12 protein-coding genes are annotated in these 19,118 nt (G+C 42.2%); 5 read left to right on the forward strand and 7 right to left on the reverse strand.

The features are described from left to right. Positions 1–18 precede the first annotated feature (18 nt). The 3 genes from D9K81_RS01415 to D9K81_RS01425 all read left to right on the forward strand — a co-directional run bounded on the left by D9K81_RS01415 (position 19) and on the right by D9K81_RS01425 (position 1,319). Positions 19–357, forward strand: a complete 339-nt coding sequence (locus D9K81_RS01415; protein ID WP_120374618.1) for a chaperone modulator CbpM — start codon at positions 19–21, stop codon at positions 355–357. A gap of 78 nt (positions 358–435) precedes the next feature. Then, complete coding sequence (locus tag D9K81_RS01420) at positions 436–705, forward strand: YdcH family protein (RefSeq protein ID WP_120374617.1); 270 nt, start codon at positions 436–438, stop codon at positions 703–705. A gap of 164 nt (positions 706–869) precedes the next feature. Further along, positions 870–1,319, forward strand: a complete 450-nt coding sequence (locus D9K81_RS01425) for a DUF2147 domain-containing protein (protein ID WP_120374616.1) — start codon at positions 870–872, stop codon at positions 1,317–1,319. Positions 1,320–1,379: 60 nt separating this feature from the next. Here the strand turns inward: D9K81_RS01425 and D9K81_RS01430 are convergent, their stop codons facing one another. The 6 genes from D9K81_RS01430 to D9K81_RS01460 form a co-directional block, all read right to left on the reverse strand. After that, positions 1,380–2,624 carry a magnesium transporter CorA family protein gene (locus tag D9K81_RS01430; protein WP_120374615.1) on the reverse strand — a complete coding sequence of 415 codons (1,245 nt, stop codon included), beginning with the start codon at positions 2,622–2,624 and terminating at the stop codon, positions 1,380–1,382. Positions 2,625–2,713: 89 nt separating this feature from the next. Further along, a complete protein-coding gene (pnp, locus tag D9K81_RS01435) occupies positions 2,714–4,801 on the reverse strand; it encodes a polyribonucleotide nucleotidyltransferase (protein WP_171406850.1) in 2,088 nt (695 codons plus the stop codon). Positions 4,802–5,071: 270 nt separating this feature from the next. Next, positions 5,072–5,341: a 30S ribosomal protein S15 gene (gene rpsO / locus D9K81_RS01440; protein ID WP_005007057.1), complete on the reverse strand. Its 270-nt coding sequence runs from the start codon at positions 5,339–5,341 to the stop codon at positions 5,072–5,074. An 807-nt stretch (positions 5,342–6,148) separates the two neighbouring features. Next, the gene (gene recD / locus D9K81_RS01450; RefSeq protein WP_407923598.1) at positions 6,149–7,903 is read right to left on the reverse strand and encodes an exodeoxyribonuclease V subunit alpha; all 1,755 of its coding nucleotides are present in this window, start codon (positions 7,901–7,903) and stop codon (positions 6,149–6,151) included. 63 nt (positions 7,904–7,966) lie between these two features. Beyond that, positions 7,967–12,079 carry a UvrD-helicase domain-containing protein gene (locus tag D9K81_RS01455; protein ID WP_120374612.1) on the reverse strand — a complete coding sequence of 1,371 codons (4,113 nt, stop codon included), beginning with the start codon at positions 12,077–12,079 and terminating at the stop codon, positions 7,967–7,969. A 3-nt stretch (positions 12,080–12,082) separates the two neighbouring features. Then, complete coding sequence (locus D9K81_RS01460) at positions 12,083–15,874, reverse strand: exodeoxyribonuclease V subunit gamma (RefSeq protein ID WP_121523087.1); 3,792 nt, start codon at positions 15,872–15,874, stop codon at positions 12,083–12,085. Between the two features lie 176 nt (positions 15,875–16,050). On the opposite strand from D9K81_RS01460, the gene D9K81_RS01465 reads away from it, so the two are divergent. Then, complete coding sequence (locus tag D9K81_RS01465) at positions 16,051–16,566, forward strand: hypothetical protein (protein WP_120374610.1); 516 nt, start codon at positions 16,051–16,053, stop codon at positions 16,564–16,566. Between the two features lie 174 nt (positions 16,567–16,740). On the opposite strand, the gene pap is transcribed toward D9K81_RS01465, so the two are convergent. Further along, a complete protein-coding gene (gene pap / locus D9K81_RS01470; protein WP_120374609.1) occupies positions 16,741–18,159 on the reverse strand; it encodes a polyphosphate:AMP phosphotransferase in 1,419 nt (472 codons plus the stop codon). Between the two features lie 208 nt (positions 18,160–18,367). Here pap and D9K81_RS01475 point away from each other — a divergent pair, with 208 nt between their 5' ends. Continuing rightward, the gene (locus D9K81_RS01475) at positions 18,368–19,072 is read left to right on the forward strand and encodes an FFLEELY motif protein (RefSeq protein ID WP_120374608.1); all 705 of its coding nucleotides are present in this window, start codon (positions 18,368–18,370) and stop codon (positions 19,070–19,072) included. The last annotated feature ends 46 nt before the right edge of the window (positions 19,073–19,118 follow it).

The following is a 19,118-nucleotide window of genomic DNA, read 5'->3' on the forward strand; positions in this document are numbered from 1 at the left end:
TGTTAAGGAGAAATCTCTATGACCACCATTCATTACCGCGAAGTGACCTGCAATGACAGTTCGCATATTGAAATTGTAGATGATCAACGTAGCTTCGACTTAAATCATTTTGCGGCCGCTTGTGGCCAAAGCCCCGAATGGGTATTACAACTTTTAGAATACGATATTTTGGCCAACCGGCCAGATGAACGCATTCATCAATTTTTTGGAGATGATATTTCACGTGCACGCCGTGCTTACCGTTTACAACGCGACTTTAATGCCAGCTTTACAGCTGTAGCCATGATGCTTGACTTAATTGATGAAGTTCAACAGCTTCGTAAGCAGGTCAAACAACAGCATTTACACTCGCACTGAAAGTGGAATGATGGGGGCTGGCTCAGCATACTAAAGCATAGCCTAAACTTGAATCACTAGAGAGAACCATGCATCACCATGAAAATTAAAGACTGCAATAAAAAGGTAAAAAACATGTTTCCTGAATATCGAGATCGTATTCAGCAACTGCGGGAGGATAATCCACATTTTGCGCAAATGTTTGAACAACACTGCGAGCTTGATCAATCGATTAGCCAGTTAGAGTTAGATCCACTCAACCACTTGCACGAAGATATCGAAGCACTCAAGCGTAAAAAGCTCAAATTAAAAGATGAAATGTATCGCTTACTCAAAGATGATGCACCACAGTCATCTAATTCACATTAATACATCACAACTGACTGGTTTTATGTGCATTATCTTAAAATTAAGGTCATTAAAAAATATTTAGCTCAGTCTATGTTACTGATACAATGAAGTTTAAAAAAAAGCTATGCAGGCATTTAACTGCAATTAAAACGTGATAACAACAACGATTCGCAGGGAAAATTATGATATTGAAACGTGTTCTATCTATTGCACTGCTCGGTTTTTGTAGCTCACTATATGCCAATGATATGGCGGGAGTATGGAAAACCATTGATGAGCAAACGGGCTACTCGCGGGCGGATGTCACCGTGACTAAAAATAGCGATGGAAGCTATGTAGGAAAAATTACAGCCATTCGACCACTGCCTTATAAAACGTTAGTAGAAACGTGTGAAAAGTGTAAAGGGCCACTTAAAAACACAAAATTGGTCGGACTTGAAATATTAAAGGGGTTTAAGCAAAACCCACAAAATGAGAATGAGTTTACAGGCGGGACTGTACTCGACCCACTGTCTGGAAATGTTTATAAAGGTAAAGCAAAGCTTAATCCAACGGGTAAGCGCCTGACCATGCGTGGCTATATTGGTGTATCAGCACTTGGCCGAAGCACCACATGGATTCGCGCAGAATAATCACCCATGGATTGGATGAAAATCCAGCTTTTTACCTAGCATATAAAACTGGTGGTGGCCTTATTTTTTCACCGCCAGTTTTTCAATTTCTTTTAAGGTTTTTTTGGTACCGCTGACTGTTTGCTTAATTGGCTCATAATCCATAAACCAAAGTAAATTCATGTGCTGATCGGTTTGTTGTTGTGCCAACATATCAATGACGCTTCTTTCGCCACGCCCCACCAAATGCCTACGATAAAAATAATAGATCAGAATTAAAGTCGTTATAAACATAATCGCCAGCATGATCCAAAAACCTGTAGGCGACTTTAAGCCTGGAATAAATTCAAAGTTCATTCCATACACACCTGTTAATAAAGTTAGCGGTGCAAATATGGCGGTAATGATGGCCAAAATACGCATGTTTTCGTTGGTTTGATTAGCGATTGCAGAAAAATGCAAATCAATGGCAGCCTGAACGGCTGAGCGTAAGCGAGTCGTATGCTTTTGAATCCGCTCCACATGACTACTTAAATCATCCACACGTAGCAACATAATATCTTGCTTTTCACTGCGCTTTTTACCCTTAAGGTGTGAGTAATTATCGACAATTTCATCGCGCAATTCCTGCAAAACTTCAATCTGTTCTTCGCATAGATTTTCAATCTGCTGAAAAGCCATATTTTCCTGCAACAACTGATGCCACTTGGTAAAACGTCGATGCCCTTGCAATAGCTCCTGTTGCCAAAATTCCACACGACGAGTTAATGGCACACGCAAATCCAAATAACCATCGACCATGGTATTGAGTAAACGTAGCGCTAAATCAAGAGGTGTCACAGGCAATTTACGCGGTTTTTGATGTTCTTCTATCGGCCTTGTCAACACGGTTTCAATACGTTGCACATAGCTTTCAATTTCTTTGTTGCCCTGCTCTCTTACTGTCACCAAAACCTGTGGTGTCATCAAAAAGCTAATGGGTGTTGTAGCTAAACCAAACAAACGATCATGCTTTTCTTTGCTGGGCGTGTCTAATTGAATCTGATCATCCGGTGTAATGAGTTTGCGAAAAATCAGCAGGTCATAATCGTCCAAGGCATCAAAGGTACAAGGATGATCTAAATTTAAAATATCGCGCAGGTGGTATTCATTTACCCAGAGTTGGGTAAGCTCATATAGCTCTTTTTGCCAATGTTCTGCCCGATTCACCAAATCTTCGCGAGTAAAATCAAGCCAAATAAACTCAGCTTCTTGATGTTCAAGCGCTGTCTTTTGAACAAAAATATGTTGCCCTGTGGGGTGCTGGTAAAAATAATAGCTTTGCATGTCTCAAATTATTATGGCTTTTCTTTAGATGCATCATGCCATAAAAAAAGCCCTCAATTGAGGGCTTTTTTGTTTAGAACATCACAAGATTAAGCTTGTTCGATGTCTTTCATTGTTAACTTAATACGACCACGGTTGTCGACATCAGCAACTTGAACTTTAATCTCTTGACCTTCTTTCAATACGTCTGCAACGTTTGCAATACGCTCGTTAGAGATTTGAGAAATGTGAAGCAAGCCGTCAGTACCTGGAAGGATATTAACGAATGCACCAAACTCTACAATACGAATCACTTTACCTGTGTAAATTGTACCTGGTTCGATTTCAGCAGTAAGCGCTTGGATTTTCGCAACAGCAGCAGAAGCAGCCGCTTTCGTTTCACCAAATACGCGAACTGTACCGTTATCTTCGATATCGATTGCAGCTTTAGTTTCTTCAGTGATTGCACGGATTGTTGCGCCACCTTTACCGATTACATCACGGATTTTGTCCGGATTGATGTTGATCACTTGGAATGTAGGCGCGTGCATAGAAATTTCTGGACGAGCGCGTGAAATCACTTGATTCATTTCGTTCAAGATGTGCATACGGCCAGCATAAGCTTGGTTCAATGCAGATTCCATGATCTCTTCAGTGATCCCTTCGATCTTGATGTCCATTTGAAGTGCAGTAATACCGTTTGCAGAACCTGCTACTTTAAAGTCCATGTCGCCAAGGTGATCTTCGTCGCCTAGGATGTCAGAAAGAACTGCGAAACGTTCACCTTCTTTCACTAGACCCATTGCAATACCCGCAACTGGCGCTTTAAGTGGAACACCTGCATCCATAAGTGATAGAGAAGCACCACATACAGAAGCCATTGAAGATGAACCGTTAGATTCAGTGATGTCAGATACGATACGGATGACGTACGGGAAGCGATCAGCTGCAGGAAGTACAGCCTGAACACCACGACGTGCTAGACGGCCGTGACCAATTTCACGACGTTTAGGACCAGATTCACGGCCAGTTTCACCTACAGAGTATGCAGGGAAGTTGTAGTGAAGCATGAAGTTATCAGTTTTAGTACCAGCAAGGGTATCCACCATCAACGCATCACGAGTGTTACCCAAAGTTGTTGTTACCAACGCTTGAGTTTCACCACGTGTGAACAATGCAGAACCGTGAGCACGGTCTAATACGCCCACTTGTACGTCAATTGCACGAACAGTTTTTGTATCACGGCCATCAATACGTGGTTTACCAGACAAGATGTTGTCACGAACTGTACGGTATTTAAGGTCTTCGAATAATTCGTTTACTTCGTCAGCAATGCCAGTTTCGTCATTTTCAGGAACGAATTGAGCCAAAGCTTCTTCTTGAAGTGCATCAAGCGCTGCATAACGATCGTGCTTAACAGCAATTGTGTATGCTTCAGAAATTTTCGCTTCGAATGCTTCTTTTAATTTACCAAGAAGTTCTTCATTTTTAACTGGAGCAACCCAAGTTGATTCAACCGCACCAGCCGCCGCTGCAAATTCTTTGATCGCTTGGATCGCGATTTGCATTTCGTCATGACCGAACAATACAGCGCCAAGCATTTGGTCTTCTGAAAGTTCTTTCGCTTCAGATTCAACCATCAATACCGCAGATTCTGTACCAGCAACAACGAGGTCAAGATCAGATTCTTTTAACTGTTCGTGGTTCGGGTTAAGAATGTATTCGCCATTGATCAAACCAACGCGCGCACCACCGATTGGACCACGGAAAGGTGTACCTGCAATTGATAACGCAGCAGATGTACCCAACATTGCAGCAATGTCAGCATCCATGGTTTTATCAGAAGAAATAACAGTGGCTGTTACTTGGATTTCGTTGAAGTAACCTTCTGGGAACAACGGACGGATTGGACGGTCAATCAGACGTGAAATTAAAGTTTCAGCTTCAGACGCACGGCCTTCACGCTTACCGTAACCACCAGGGATACGACCAGCTGCATATTGTTTTTCTTGGTAGTTAACAGTCAATGGGAAGAAGTCTTGACCTGCTTTTGCTTTTGGTTGAGCAACAACAGCAACAAGTACTTGTACGCCACCCATTGTAATCACAACAGTATTTGCTTGACGTGCAACACGACCTGTTTCAAGCACAACATTGTGCTGACCGAATTGGAATTCTTTACGAATAATATTAAACATCGACATGTTTTATTTTTTCCTAGTTCTTGTGAACAATTATTCTAGTGGAGACCCCTAAGGTTTGGCATTCACTCAGCTAAAACTAGCCCGCAACATAAATGACAAAGCTTAGAAGCCGACCTCACTAGACACATTAAATACACATTTAAGACACAAAGAAGGAGCGAATCATCGCCCCTTCCCCATTATCCAACCAAGGTTGGACAGACTTTAGATTTCAGTATTATGGCATTCGACATGCAATAGTCCGAAAATCAAAGTTTAATCGAATTAACGACGTAAACCTAAAGCAGCAATCAAAGCGCTGTAACGAGTAGCGTCTTTACCTTTAAGGTAGTCAAGAAGCTTACGACGTTGGTTAACCATACGGATAAGACCGCGACGGCTATGATGGTCGTGTTTGTGTTCTTTGAAGTGACCTTGCAAATCATTGATTTGAGCAGTTAAAAGAGCTACTTGAACTTCTGGTGAACCAGTGTCGTTTTCAGCGCGAGCGAATTTTGCAACGATCTCTGCGCGATCTGCGTTTGTTAAAGCCATTCGATTTCTCCGAGATGCTTAATAAGTTACTTTTGATACAAATCAAATTGATTCTTCAAAACCAATTTGACTGCCGTGCATCACTACAGCAAGTCCAATATATTAAGGGAAAATGCCCCCGATTGCAAAAAAGTTCATCTGCTTTGCACGATTATTCATACAAACCTTACATGTCTAAATTTTACACAAAATAAATCTGACTTTTTTGACGCATTTTTTCCATCACAAATAACTAAATTTACAATCGTATTCTGAGATGAGCACCTCAGTTGAGGTTGCTAAAAGTCAGCCCAAAAAAGATAAAAAAAAGCCCAGGCAGAACCTGGGCTTTTTTGCGCTGTAGTTTCTTCTTTTTTCATTATTATTTTATTATTTATTGTTTTATGGCGCGTTCTCGCGTCTTTTTTAACAAACATTCCATGTTTTAAATTGCACTTCCTTATGCGATTGATTTTGACAGATTGAAGGTGTGAAAAAAGTCGCATTTTCCTAATTCATCTGTAAGCAATTTCGTACATTTAACACTCAAGCAACAAACTATTCACTGAATCTTTCACACATAAAAAAGCCCTGCAGTCTCTCCCAAAACTGCAAGGCTTAGCGGCTGTAAGTTTCCTCTTTACTTACTTCATTGTAAGTTCGCTGTCTTCACGACTTTTTTATTCTAATTATGCGATTTTACCCAACATTCCGTGTTGAGCACTTTATTGTGTGAAGTCATCTTCTCAAAATCTTACACAAAGCTCTATGCGTCAATTTCTCGAATTACTGTAAGAAATTTCGTACAAAATAAAACACAGCTGTCTCTTAAATCTGATCCAAGCTATGACTTACTTTCACAGCTAAGCCACTACGGCGCAAAGTTCGAACGCTCATTGCAGTCACCAATGACGAACGTGCTGCCAATATACTGACAACTTTTTTTGCACGTGTGATGGCCGTATAGATGAGTTCTTTACTTAATAATTGCTGTGCATTGGCATCTAACACCACCGCTGTATGGGTAAACTCAGAACCTTGTGACTTATGAATGGTGAGCGCATAGGCCGTGTGTATACTTTTAGGTAAGCGGGCAGCAGCCACCCATTTTTGTAAACTAGGGAAATACACCGCAAACTGTATTTGCCCTTGTTGTTGCTGTTTAAAGCAAATGCCAATATCACCATTCGACAGCCCCAATTGATAATCGTTATAGGTCATCATGACGGGGCGTCCAACATACCACTCCCCTTGCCTGGCTTGCTGTGTGGCTTCAAGCACACGTTGTTCAATCTGCTCATTTAATACGTTTAAACCCAGATTGCCATGTCGAATCGCAGACAGCACTCGATAATCATCAAATCGCGCAATGACTTGCTCAATTTCACCGACATCTTTTATATGTGGTGTTTGCTGTAAAAGTGAGACTAAAGCTTGGCAATATCCAGAGAACCCGAACATCAATTGGTCATAATAGCTTGACCACATGGAAGCTGTGATGTCACTTTCCTGTTCTGGTAAATACTGCAATTGAATCTGATTCGGCATCGTGTCTGATAATTCTATTGCAGCCAATTCACCCGCAGGCACAATCTCTTGTTCAAAGCGCGGTAATACACCATCAACCATAGAATTACGCTGTATAAATTGCGCCATTCTGCCAATCAATTGTTCGCCATCAAAGCGACGACTGGTCACCAAATGCACATGGTTTTCAGCCAATGCAGGCACTTGCTGTAAATCCGCTAAAACCGAGCCCACATCCACAGAGGCCAACTGGTCGGCATCACCCAATAAAATTAAGCGGGTTTGTGGTGCAACAGCTGCCAATAGCATTTTGGCTAGATTTAAGTCCAACATTGAGGCCTCATCGACCACAATGACATCAAAAGGTAATGGGCGCTTGGCATGAAAGCGTGGACGCTGGGTTTCACCCAAGCCCAAAAGTCGATGTAATGTAATCGGCGTTAAACGCTTTAAATCATCACTCATTAAATCAGCCAGTTTCGGGTCTGAAAATGAGTTTTGCAAAGCCTCTTTCATCCGCTGTGCCGCTTTGCCTGTGGGTGCAGCCATCGCAATACGAATATTAGGAAGGCTTTGGTTAAGCACCGCAATAATCCGCGCCAACGTATAGGTCTTGCCTGTGCCTGGCCCGCCAGTGATGATACTCAAGGCTTGTGAAGCTACCATGCGCATAGCTTGCTTTTGCTGTGGATCTTCTAACAAAGCTTCTTGCTGTGCGCTTAAAGCCATTGCCTCCAATTGTTGTTGCTTTAACGCTGCCACATGCTGTGCCAGTTGAAACTCTAAAGACCAATAGCGATATAAATAGATCTGTTGCTGATCAAATACAAATGGTGCGATCTGTTGCTGACTTGCATTTTCAGCTGTGGCATATAAGCCCGCCAATAATTGCAACTCACCCTCTGTACAGGGTAGACAGCTATCGCCCTGAGTCAAAGCCTGAAAAATTTGCTGTATAAAAACAGTGGCTTTTTCTCGCATTAATGCAGAATTATGTTGTAAAGACACATATTTTGCCCAAGCCTGCATTGGCAAGTCTTTTTGATCATTTTCCACACAGTTATCCTCAAATTTATCCACAGGATAATTTATTGTTTATTTGCTATTTTTTGTGACTAATTACGCAATGTTGCGTAGTTTATCGACATGATAATTACCCAATATTTCATCTAATTTATGTATAAAATCCGATGTGGGTTTCCAGTGACAAACGCCATAATCGGACTCGCCATTCATTCCTCGCAAATACAAATAGCTTGCACCGCCCAAGTGTTGCTCCATGTCATAGCCCTGCAATTGCACCTTTAAATAACGATGTAGTGCCAGCAAATAAATGGACGCTTGTAGCCAATAACTGGAACTACTCATATTGCGTCGGACTTCATTGGGTGCATATTCCTGCTGTGATTTGCCCAAAAAGTTACTCTTATAATCGGCAATGTGATAACGCTGACCATCGAAATACACCAAGTCAATCGCACCAATCAGATAACGTGCAGAGTTGGCCTCATTTAAGGCCTCTATGGCAATGCCCGCTTGCGCAAAAAGTTGCTGAATCTTTTTAATTTGTACGGGGCGATCTGACAGCGAAAGTTGAAATGGAAATTCAGCTAGATGACTGTCTGGCGCCAATCGACTCAAACTAAAATATGCATGCAATGGCGTATGAACGACCTCTTGCGTCCACTGCGTCATCAAGGCATATAAAATTTCATTTTGCATGCCCTCGACTAGCACCCCAAAACCAATGTTTTGATAAAACGTGCTCGACTTGGGTTGTTCCAGCGCAGGACTACGACTTAACTGTTGCACCTGCTGGATAAATCCATCCCGAGCGGCGCTTGGATTAACTTGCTGAATATATTGCACCAAAGGTTTTAACAGCTCTAAAAATTGGGTTGCATCATAGCTGGTCTGACTTTGAAATAATGCAACACTGGCTTTTGGCACTTCAGTCTGTACCAGCATCTGCTGTAAAATCTCATGGTTAAAGTTCAAATACAGACTACGCACTAATTTATGCTGTTCTTGAGTATCAATGAACTCCCCCAAAGCCTCTCGTACAGCCTGATCCAAAGGTGCAGTAAGTTCTAGATAAGCCGACTTCCACGCCTGTGCAAATACTTTCCACACATCAAAACTGTCTTGCAGTTTTTCACGCAGTTCACCCAACAGTTGTGGGCCATCATTCTTAAAACGTCTTAGAATTTCCAATGACCATGCGGATGAATCTTGAAAATCTATTTGTTCGTACACGCTATGCAAGAACGTTCCAGCCACCGTACCTTTAGGGAAATGTTGCTTAATCCATGACACATTTTCTGTGCTGTATTGCAGTCCACTTTCTTGGTCTTGCTCATCCTCAGCACTGTCTTGAGTTTCAAGCGGTACAGCCAACTGATCTTGGGTGCTTTGGCGATACGACAAATGCTGTGATAAGCCTGTAAAGCTGGTATTGCTCCGCGGATAAAATCTTGTTTCTGGTAAGGGTTCTGCAGTTAGCTCAGGCTGTGCTTGTTGATATGAAGCAATGACTCGATCTGGACAGCTCTCTAACAAAGGCTGATCTGTAGCGCCGGGGTGCTGAAACACATGTTGCTCTTTCCCACGCCAAAACGGCAGGCTATATACGGACTTATGATCTTGGGTTCGGAACAAGGCATAAACACGGTAGCTGGCACGCGTTAATGCCACATACCACAGACGGTGTTGCTCGGCGATACGGCGAGCATCACTTTGCTCTTTTTCTGCTTTTTCGGCATGACCACTAATGTTAATCACACGGTGCTTTTCATTACCCTGCCCATCGGCCTGAGGCTGTTCTTCGTATGAAAAAATCAAACTATTGTCTGTCTTAGGCCCACCATCCGCATTCAGCAAAAAGACCACTTTAAATTCCAAGCCCTTCGACTGATGTATGGTCATCAGTTGCACACCCTCGGCATTACTTAAAGGTCGCTCAAGCTCCCAATCGCGTTGCTGTGGTGACTGCAATTGTTTTAAATACCAATGATGTAAATGCTGTGCACCTTGTAAATGTTCACTTTGCGCACTCAGCAATTCTGTGAGATGGCGTAAATTCACTACATCACGTTCATTTTCTAAACTATGCTGTGCGACAATACGTTCCCAAATTTTGAAATAATTTAGGCAATAGTGCCACGCCGCTAAAAACCCCTGATGTAGCCAAAGCTCTCGGATGTGATCAAACTGTGCAATATAGTGGCTTAAATCCAACATTTGCATGTCATCACGCCACAAGTCCACCAATTGCAAGCCCATCAGACGCCCTAATAGCGCACGTTTAACTTTAGCTTCCTGATACGGCGTTAAAATGGCATTTAAAAGTGCAGCCACATCTTGAGCAATCTCACTACTAAATACACTACGCTTGGCCGAACGATTAACTTTGATGCCCAACGCCAGTAAAGACTTTTGTACTGCATTTAAAGCAGAATGACCCGTCGATAAAATGGCGATATCTTCTACGGCTAAGGGCTGATGATGGATTTCTCCATCCTTCAGTAACTGAAAATATAATTCACCTTGCGTCGCTTGGTTGAGTAAGTGTTGGATTTGCCAAGCTACCTGTGAAGCTTCATCTACAGGTTTGTCGAGCTGAATCCAGCGCAATGGCGCAGGATTAATTTGCCCCGAATCATATAAATCTGGATGAGATGCGCCTGCACGAATCGGCACATAATGCACGTCTTCACCAAAGTCCATCTGCCGTTGAAACAAAGCATCGACCACATCGACCAATGGCGCAATCGAACGGAAGTTTTTGGTCAATTGGTAAAATTGACCTTGCTTACGATAGACATCATTACGTGCCTTTAAGAAAGTCAACATATCGCCACCACGGAAGCCATAAATGGCCTGCTTACGGTCGCCCACCATAATCATACAACCCTGCTGTAAGCGCTCAGCATGACGCCAAATTTGCGCTAGCATGGTGTCTTGATCTAGGTTGGTATCTTGAAATTCATCGACTAAAATAAGCGGGTATCGGGCATGTACAAAGGCCGCAAATTTTTCGCCTTGCTCGCCCTGTAGTGCTTCCGATAAGGTTCGAATTTGCTGTGCAAAGGTCGTTTCACCCTTACTCTGTAGAATTTGAGGTAAACGTTGCTTCGCTTGCAAAGCAATATAATATTTAATATATGCTTCAAGCCCTTCCAGATTCGACTGGCATTCTTGTAAAGCACTAAACACCTGCCCCAAGGCAATGATCACAGAATGCTGATGAATGATATTTAATTCATCCTCTGTAATTTTTTTCTTGCCCGTTGCATTGCGTGGCTCAAGCTTTGCTAAAAACTGCTGAAGCTGTTTTAACACCTCTGTATTTGGGCTAAACAATACACTCACGCCATGCGTTGCGACATCGTCTAAAAGAGGCTTTAAACCCTCCAATACAACATCCACAATTGACCATTTTGACCACGGCTGGAGTAGTAATTTGGCATAGTCACCACTTGGCGTAAAATCTTCCAAGCTCCGAATACTGGTGAGGTCTAAACCACTTAAAGCACTGACTGCCTGCTGTAATGGCGCTAAATCAAAATGAGGTTGCTCGACGGGCAATAACTTTGCTGAGCTAAAATTTAGGCTCTTGGCAATCAGTTCAGCATAATGATCCACTGACTTTAAATTTTGGCGTTGTACCAATAAATTAACCGCATCTTGTGGTTGCTGCTGAATCCATTCACGCAAAGTGTCGTGTACGAGCTGTTGAACATATACACCTTCATCATTGGTAATTTCAGCGCGTTCAATCTTGCCACTTTCAAAGGCAAACTCGCGGAGTAAATTTTGGCTAAAGCTGTCCAAGGTTCCCACAAACAACTCATCTAGCTGATCTAAAACCAACTGTAAACGATCACATGCATAACCAATCTGATGTGCATGGCGTTCTAAAATGACTTTCACCAGCTCATCTTTTTCTGCTTCTGCTTTGGCCTGAATGGTACTGACTTGTGAACTTCTTAAGCTTTCTAACAAAGCCAACACTTGATATACCCGCTGGCGAATACGGCTTTTGAGTTCAGCTGCAGCTTTACGGGTAAATGTAGTGGCAATAATCTGTCGCGGTAAATATTTTTCCAGCAGAATACGCACCATCAGGCTAGATAACGTAAAGGTTTTACCTGTACCCGCAGAAGCTTCTATCCAATGTAAGCCCTGAAAGTTCATATTGCGGATTGGATTTTCAATTTCCTGAATATTCATCTTTTACTCCGCTGTTTGATGCTGAAAAATAGGTTGATACAGCGTATAGGCAAATAATTCACAGCAATGCTCAAGTAATTGTTTACTGTCCTGATCACGTAAAATAAAGGCCCAATCCAGATGGGCATGATTGGCTTCATCAAAGCGAATATCAAATGCACTAAAATCGCCTGCTGCAGTCCATTTTTGTTTTAATTGCTCGATTTGCTCCAGCACAAAAATTCCCGCGTCTTTTTCAATCCAGCGAACCCCACGCTCATTGTCTTTGCCATTATTTTCCAAAGCAAATGCACCGTTCTTTTCACTTGCTAACAATAAATTGGCAGGTAAAACCAAAGGCCGTTGTTGGCCATAACGCCAAGCTTTTAGCCATGCTTGGAGATATTCACGGGCCTTCGCTGGTGACACATTCTGACAGGACACAGTCAAGTCGACACAAACTTCTATGCGCTGATAGGCTTGGGTATCGTGCTCAGGCAAACTATATAACCAAAGTAAATATTCCAACCAAATTTGTGCTCGGCGACGTCCTCTAGCACTTGATGCCGTCACACTTACCCACGTATGTACAGGTTCGACAGGCACTGTAATTTGCATTTGTAAACCATCTGCTAAGCTAAGCAAGCGCTGGGTAATCGGTGTAATCTCAGCATGCTCAGACTGTGTCACGGCTTTTACCCGTTCTAGCAAGTCTTCATACTGCTGCATACTGCTGTTCCACGTTGCTTGTTTCAATTTACCTACGGGCAATTGATCTAACAGCAAGTCTTCACTCGAAGTTTGAGGTGCTTGCAACAAAGTATTACGTACTGCATATTTTTCTAAACCATCTAAAAGCAAAGGCTCATCTGTGGCCAAACTATCTTCTGGTTTAGGGTTTACAATGCCTAAGGTTTTTAAATACAGTTCGGCTGGGAAAGTGACCTGCTTGATCCATTGACTACTGTCTAACTGTAAATCAGCCACCTCTGTCGGTTTGAGTGACTTACTTGCCCATGCTTTACGCGCACCCTGAGCCAGTTGTAATTGCTGTGCAACATGAAACCAGTGATCTTGATAGCGGATTTTTCGATGCGGTATGGTTTGAACAAAACTTTGTTGCTCAAAAGGTTGTAGGCTATGAATGCTATATAAGCTATTTAAATTCTCTGGAACTTCAACACCGCCATCCAATGTAGTGAGCATTGGTAAACTACTGTCTGTGCGTCCTCCGTGTACGATCGTCGCCAAATGACGGATGAATTCTTGCACCACACTCGATGGCTCGCGTATTTCACCATCATTGACATCAAAGCCATTATAAAACAGCCATAAATTGTCCTTCGCCAATAGTAAAGCATCTAAAAATGCACCTTGCTCATCCTCTAAGCGCGAACGATCACCCAAAGTTGATTTCAGTACATCCATTAAGTCGAAAGGCAATCGAACCTGACGGCTCGGAAACTTGCCACTGTCTAAATTCAGCATCACAATCAGCTTATAAGGCAATGGACGAATTTGCCCCATTTGGCTAAAGGTAATTTGACCTGTAGGTACAGCCTGATCAAGTTGGCTATCAATCGTATTTTGAATTTCTTGCAATAAATATGGCAATGGCAATTGCATATCTTTAAGTAAAAGTTGCTCCTGCGAGCCCAACTCACCGTCTTCGGTATAATACGAAAGCGTAATTAATGTGATGTATTTACGCAGTGTATCTCGTACGGTCTTTAATGCAGTCACACCGTGTTTTTGATAAAGATCTAAGTCACGAAGCAACAAATGTAGCCATTCTTCAACATTACGTTGAATACCCATCTCGTGCTCAACCAACCAATGGCGACGCTCAGCAAAGTCGTCATACATTGTGATCAGAATATTTACCAGCTCAAAATCTTCTGGACGAACATAGGCATAGCTTAAAGTATCTTGTAGCATGACATGCTCAGGCACAGCCACGCCAAGCACCAACCGATCTAAGGCAAATTTAAAGCTGTAGCGATAATCCTGATCGTTGGCGGCTAGACTGCGCTTTAAGTGTTCTTCATCTAAGCCACGCTTAAATTTAGCATCACTGAGTAATTCGATCATACGTGAAGCTTGATCTGTGCTCAGCGCATATCGAATTTGTACGGCGCCCAAATTCAGCCAATCTGCAAAATCTTCTAGGCTAAATCGGCCCTGTCCCAGTTGAATTGGGCCCAATACAGCACGCCAAGCATTTTGCGTATCCAGCTGTGGTACGCCTGCAATTTTAACAGGCAAGTACACGCTGTCTTTTCGCGTGTGTTGCGTCGTATTTTCAAAGCTTTGCTCTCGCGGAGGCGGTGCAAATACGCTACGAATCAGCGGTTCAAGTTCTTTCAGCTGTGGGCTTAATACTAGAATATCATTGGGCTGACGTGGTTGCTCCGCTGTACCTTGAGACAACCAATGCACCAGTTGATCTTTTAATACTTCGAGCTGACGCAAAGAAGAATGACACACATGAATTTGAATGGAATCATCTTGTTCTAATAATTCAAATGATGCAGGCTCTGGCTCAGCCAAATTTAAAATATCGGACTGCAATTTCCCCAACAAATGGTTCTCATAATCCATTGGAAAGAGGTCATGCCATTCTTCTTCTTGCTCACCTGAAGCCAAATTGACCAGTAAGGAAAAATGATCTCGGGCTTGCTTACCAAAGCGCGTCAGTAATGGATGTCTGGAATCTTTTTGTTGACCATATTCCAAGGTATATTTTTCAAAAAATGCATCAATCTGAGCAGTGGTCGCCTCAGGGTTTTTTTCTTGAAAGCGTTGTTTGAGTTTGACGTCATATTGCTTTTTCCAGTTGGCATCTACGGTGTCTGCCCAATATTCTTGCGATGGGTTAAAGTGCAAAATTAGCACATCCATATATTGCCCTAGACGGCGTAAAAAGCTAAGTTGGCTTGGTGGCAAGTCCAGCACCGTAAACAACACCACCTGCTTTGGTAAAGCTTTTAATGCAATAGCACGCTGAGCAGGATCATCCATCACCTGCCAAAAATCATCATCAATGCCTTGCATCAATTCAAAATCAGCATGAAATTCGCTGTGCCATAACCAGCGTTGCCATTGCTCCAGCTGCTCAGCTTGTGCCAAAGCAAAACTTGAAATTTGCTGTTGTTGTACTTGTTCTTCTTTACTATCTAGCCCAGGAAACAACGGCCGTGGCATAAAAAACTGCTTGTCCAAATCTAGTGGCTGATTCTTTCCCCAATCTTTCAGCCAATTGTGTGCACAATCGCATGACTCTCCCAATCCATGTTGCTTCAAACAATGGCCACGGTATTCCATATAGTTGCTAAATAAGCGCGACACTTGCTCCGATACCCAATACAACATGCCTTGCTTTTTAAGCTGTTGCTCTGTGCTATCACTCAGTCGTGATGCGCTGTCATACATGCGTTGCACAATACTATGTAGCGGATGATCTACCGCCAAAGGATTCATTTCAGCTTGAATAAATGGTTTTAAAATTTGATATGTGCGCCACTTAATAATTAAACGTGGAATATTGGCCTTACGGACTTTTTCTTTATCGTCCAATACAGCCTGATATGCAAACCATTGAAAGGCACGAATCCGCTGATGAAACATGGTATTGGCACTAATGCCTTGTTGTTCCGATAATTTTGTAGTTAACCACGTTTGTACCGCCATAGACGGAACAATAAAATGCTGGGTTTTAAGTGCTTGCAATGGTGAAGTGGTAGCTTGATGGCCCGCTTGAATCATGGCTTCTAATAAGATTTCAACCCGCTGACTTTGTATAACGCGAATAGCCATGTTCTCTCCACTGAATAAAATACGGACGCTGCAAAACGATAAAGATTATTTACTATACTTTTATGGCTGTCTATGCGAATTTGAAAACAATATTCAGTATAAAAATCAATTTGAAACGCGTATCTTAAAGTACATTAGCGAACAATACTCTTTATGAGCGCAGAAGGATCTTCACCATGAAAATAGACAATGTTCCAGACTCAATTGATCCAAGCCTAGACTTGGAGGCGATCCGCCAAGAGTGCCTAGAGCTGGTCAAAAAACGCGCCTATCTCTCTGCTGGGGTTGCAGTGATTCCCGTTCCATTTTTAGATGTCGTGATTGATGTAGGTATCCTGTCGCTACTCATTCCAGAGGTAAACGCCCGCTTTGCGCTTGCACCTGAGCAAATTAGTGTCTTTGACCCTAAGACTAAACAAGTGCATTGGAATGAACTACGTAAACGTGGCGTAGAGTTTTCGGGTTTAGTGGTTGCCCGCACAGCCATGAAAAAATCACTCAATAATGTGGCTGCCAAGTACATTACCAAGCAAGTGACCAAATTTATCCCATTGGGTGGTCAAGCCATTGCAGCCAGTTTAGGTTATATCGTGATGAAAAAAGTCGCGGATGCTCATGTAGAAGAATGCTACAACTTGGCCAAGAGCATTCAACAAAAACAAATAGCGCAGCAACGTACTACAACCATCTGATGCATTTGATGCATCCAATCTGTCATGCCTACAGTGGAAGTAGGTAAAGTACTTCTTCATTAATTTGAAGTGCTTTCTGCACATGCATTGCATGGCGAGCAAATCAATAAGGGCTAACTCTAAGTTAGCCCTGACTATTTTATCCTTTGATTTCAGCACTATCGAATATCAAATTTACTCAACTTTTAATTGCTTTAAAATTGCACGTAACACGTCTAAACGTGCAGTGTTTTTATCATCACTGGCAATCACATGCCACGGCGCATGTTCGGTATGCGTCCGTTCAAACATATCTGCAGCTGCATTTAAATAATCATCCCAATGTTCACGGTTACGCCAATCTTCTGGAGTAATTTTAAAGCGTTTATGTGGCGTTTCTTCACGGGCTTTAAAACGTTTCGCTTGCTCGTCTTTACTGATCGCTAACCAACACTTTACCACCACGGTATTACTATTGACTAAGTCCCGTTCAAAACGATTGATTTCCTCATAGGCACGTTGCCATTCTATAGCACTGGCAAAACCTTCAATGCGCTCCACCAAAACCCGTCCATACCATGTACGGTCAAAAATGGTGATCTTCTCACTCGGTTGGATTTTGCTCCAAAAACGCCATTGATACGGTCGGCGTAATTCATATTTTTCAGGTGCCCCAATGGTATAAATTTCGTATTCTCGCGGATCCAACTTTTTCACGATCCGTTTAATCGCTCCCCCCTTACCTGCAGCATCCATACCTTCAAAAGCAATCACTACATTTCGGCCATCAAAGCGCAGTGCTTTAGACACCCTTTTGCTGAGCTGTTTCAGTTCTTGTTTATATTCATCTTTGCCCATGACTTCAGTTGAAGGCTTTAATAAAGCTTCTGGAATATCGGCTTGTTTCCAACGTTCTTTGCCTTGCTTCAAATGTTCTGGACAATGTTGGATTGCACGTAAAATAGATTGTGCAAATTGCTGATCACGTTCTTTTTCATCTTCACAATCAATGATCAGCCAGTCTTGCGTAAAACGCTGGCGTAGCTTTTGTAAATTGTCATATTGCTTTTTATTGCGCCAATCTAAACCATGTAATTTATGCCAATGAACTTCACTTGGGTCCATGTTATCTAAGCGCTTTTGCAACGACTTCCAAGACAGATCAAACCAAACTTTAATCACATCAACATTATTATTTTTTAAATCTTGCTCAAAATTGCGCATGTTTTCGACATATTCGTCAAACATGGTGTCATCCATAGGGTATGACACATGCATGGCGGTGGTGAGCAAATCGCTATACCAATTGCCAAACATCACCATCATTTGCCCTTCTGCAGGAATTGAACGCGCATAAGACTGCCAAAAGGTTTCTTTGTGATTAAAGGTTCTAGGTGGATCTGCTTTCACTTGTAAGAACCGAGGATCTAGCCATTCTCTGAGTTGCTTCACCGCCTCACCTTTACCCGCAAGCTCAATACCACTTACCAGAATCAACTGACTTTTGGCATTACTTTTCGAGCGGCTGTCTTTAAGGGCGTATTGAGCCTCTATGAGCGCCAACGATAATTGTTCTTCATCCATTAACTGAAATTGATTTTGTTTTTTCGTCATTTTCTATTCAATACTTTCTGATGATTTTTTCCAGTATAGACTGAGTTTTTAATTTTATAGAAGCACCTAAACGTGCATTTAGACAGCAGTTTTGAAGCATTTTGCAACCAACTGACCACGTACTTCACATTTTTCCTGCAATTTGTCATAGCAGCCAACTTCAACAGCCACTACTATGTGATGAACTTGAAAATAATTGAGACACGAAATGTCCAAGCTGGCTGTTTTAGACGATCTTTTAGAACTTTATGTTCACCTGAACTATCATAAAAACCCAAACATTCAACAACGCTTGGCTGATGTACAACTTTGGCAAAAAACACGTATGCAGCGCACGCATGCACGACAATTTGCCGAGAAACACAATGTACTGATGGCAGAATATTTTTTAAATCGCTTATATGGTGGCCCAGACTTTGATGCCTTGGCAGAGCAAATTGCACGTCTCACCAAATATGCGCATAAAGCAGAAAAGCTTATTCCAGATAATGCCATTAAAACTGGCACTTCAGGCGTAGCTTTAGCCATTTTAGCGGTACAGCTAGATGAGCAAGTGGCTATGCAATTGCTCGAAGACTACCATCCAAATGAAAGTTTGACCGATGAAATGATGCGCCAAGCTTATCTCAAACTAAATCAAAGCGATGAGCGCTTAAAACAATTGGCTTTACTTGATGAGCTTGGTAAAAGCCTGGATAAGTATATGCGCTCATTTATGGTCTATACGGCCTTTAAAATGTGTAAAGGTGCAGCCACAAAATATCGTTTTGAAGTGATGTATGATTTTATGCAAGATGGCTTTTCTGCGATGAAGCCTTTAAAATCTGCAGAAAAATTTGTGAAAGATTTTACCGCTATTGAACGCCAAATTATTGCCAAAGTGCATGCTGGCGACCCAAATCCTTTTCAATAATGTTAAGGTTATGCTGAAGTAAGCATCGCGTTAAATCGCGATATTT

The sequence above is a fragment of the Acinetobacter chengduensis genome (genome assembly GCF_003664645.1).
Classification (GTDB): domain Bacteria; phylum Pseudomonadota; class Gammaproteobacteria; order Pseudomonadales; family Moraxellaceae; genus Acinetobacter; species Acinetobacter chengduensis.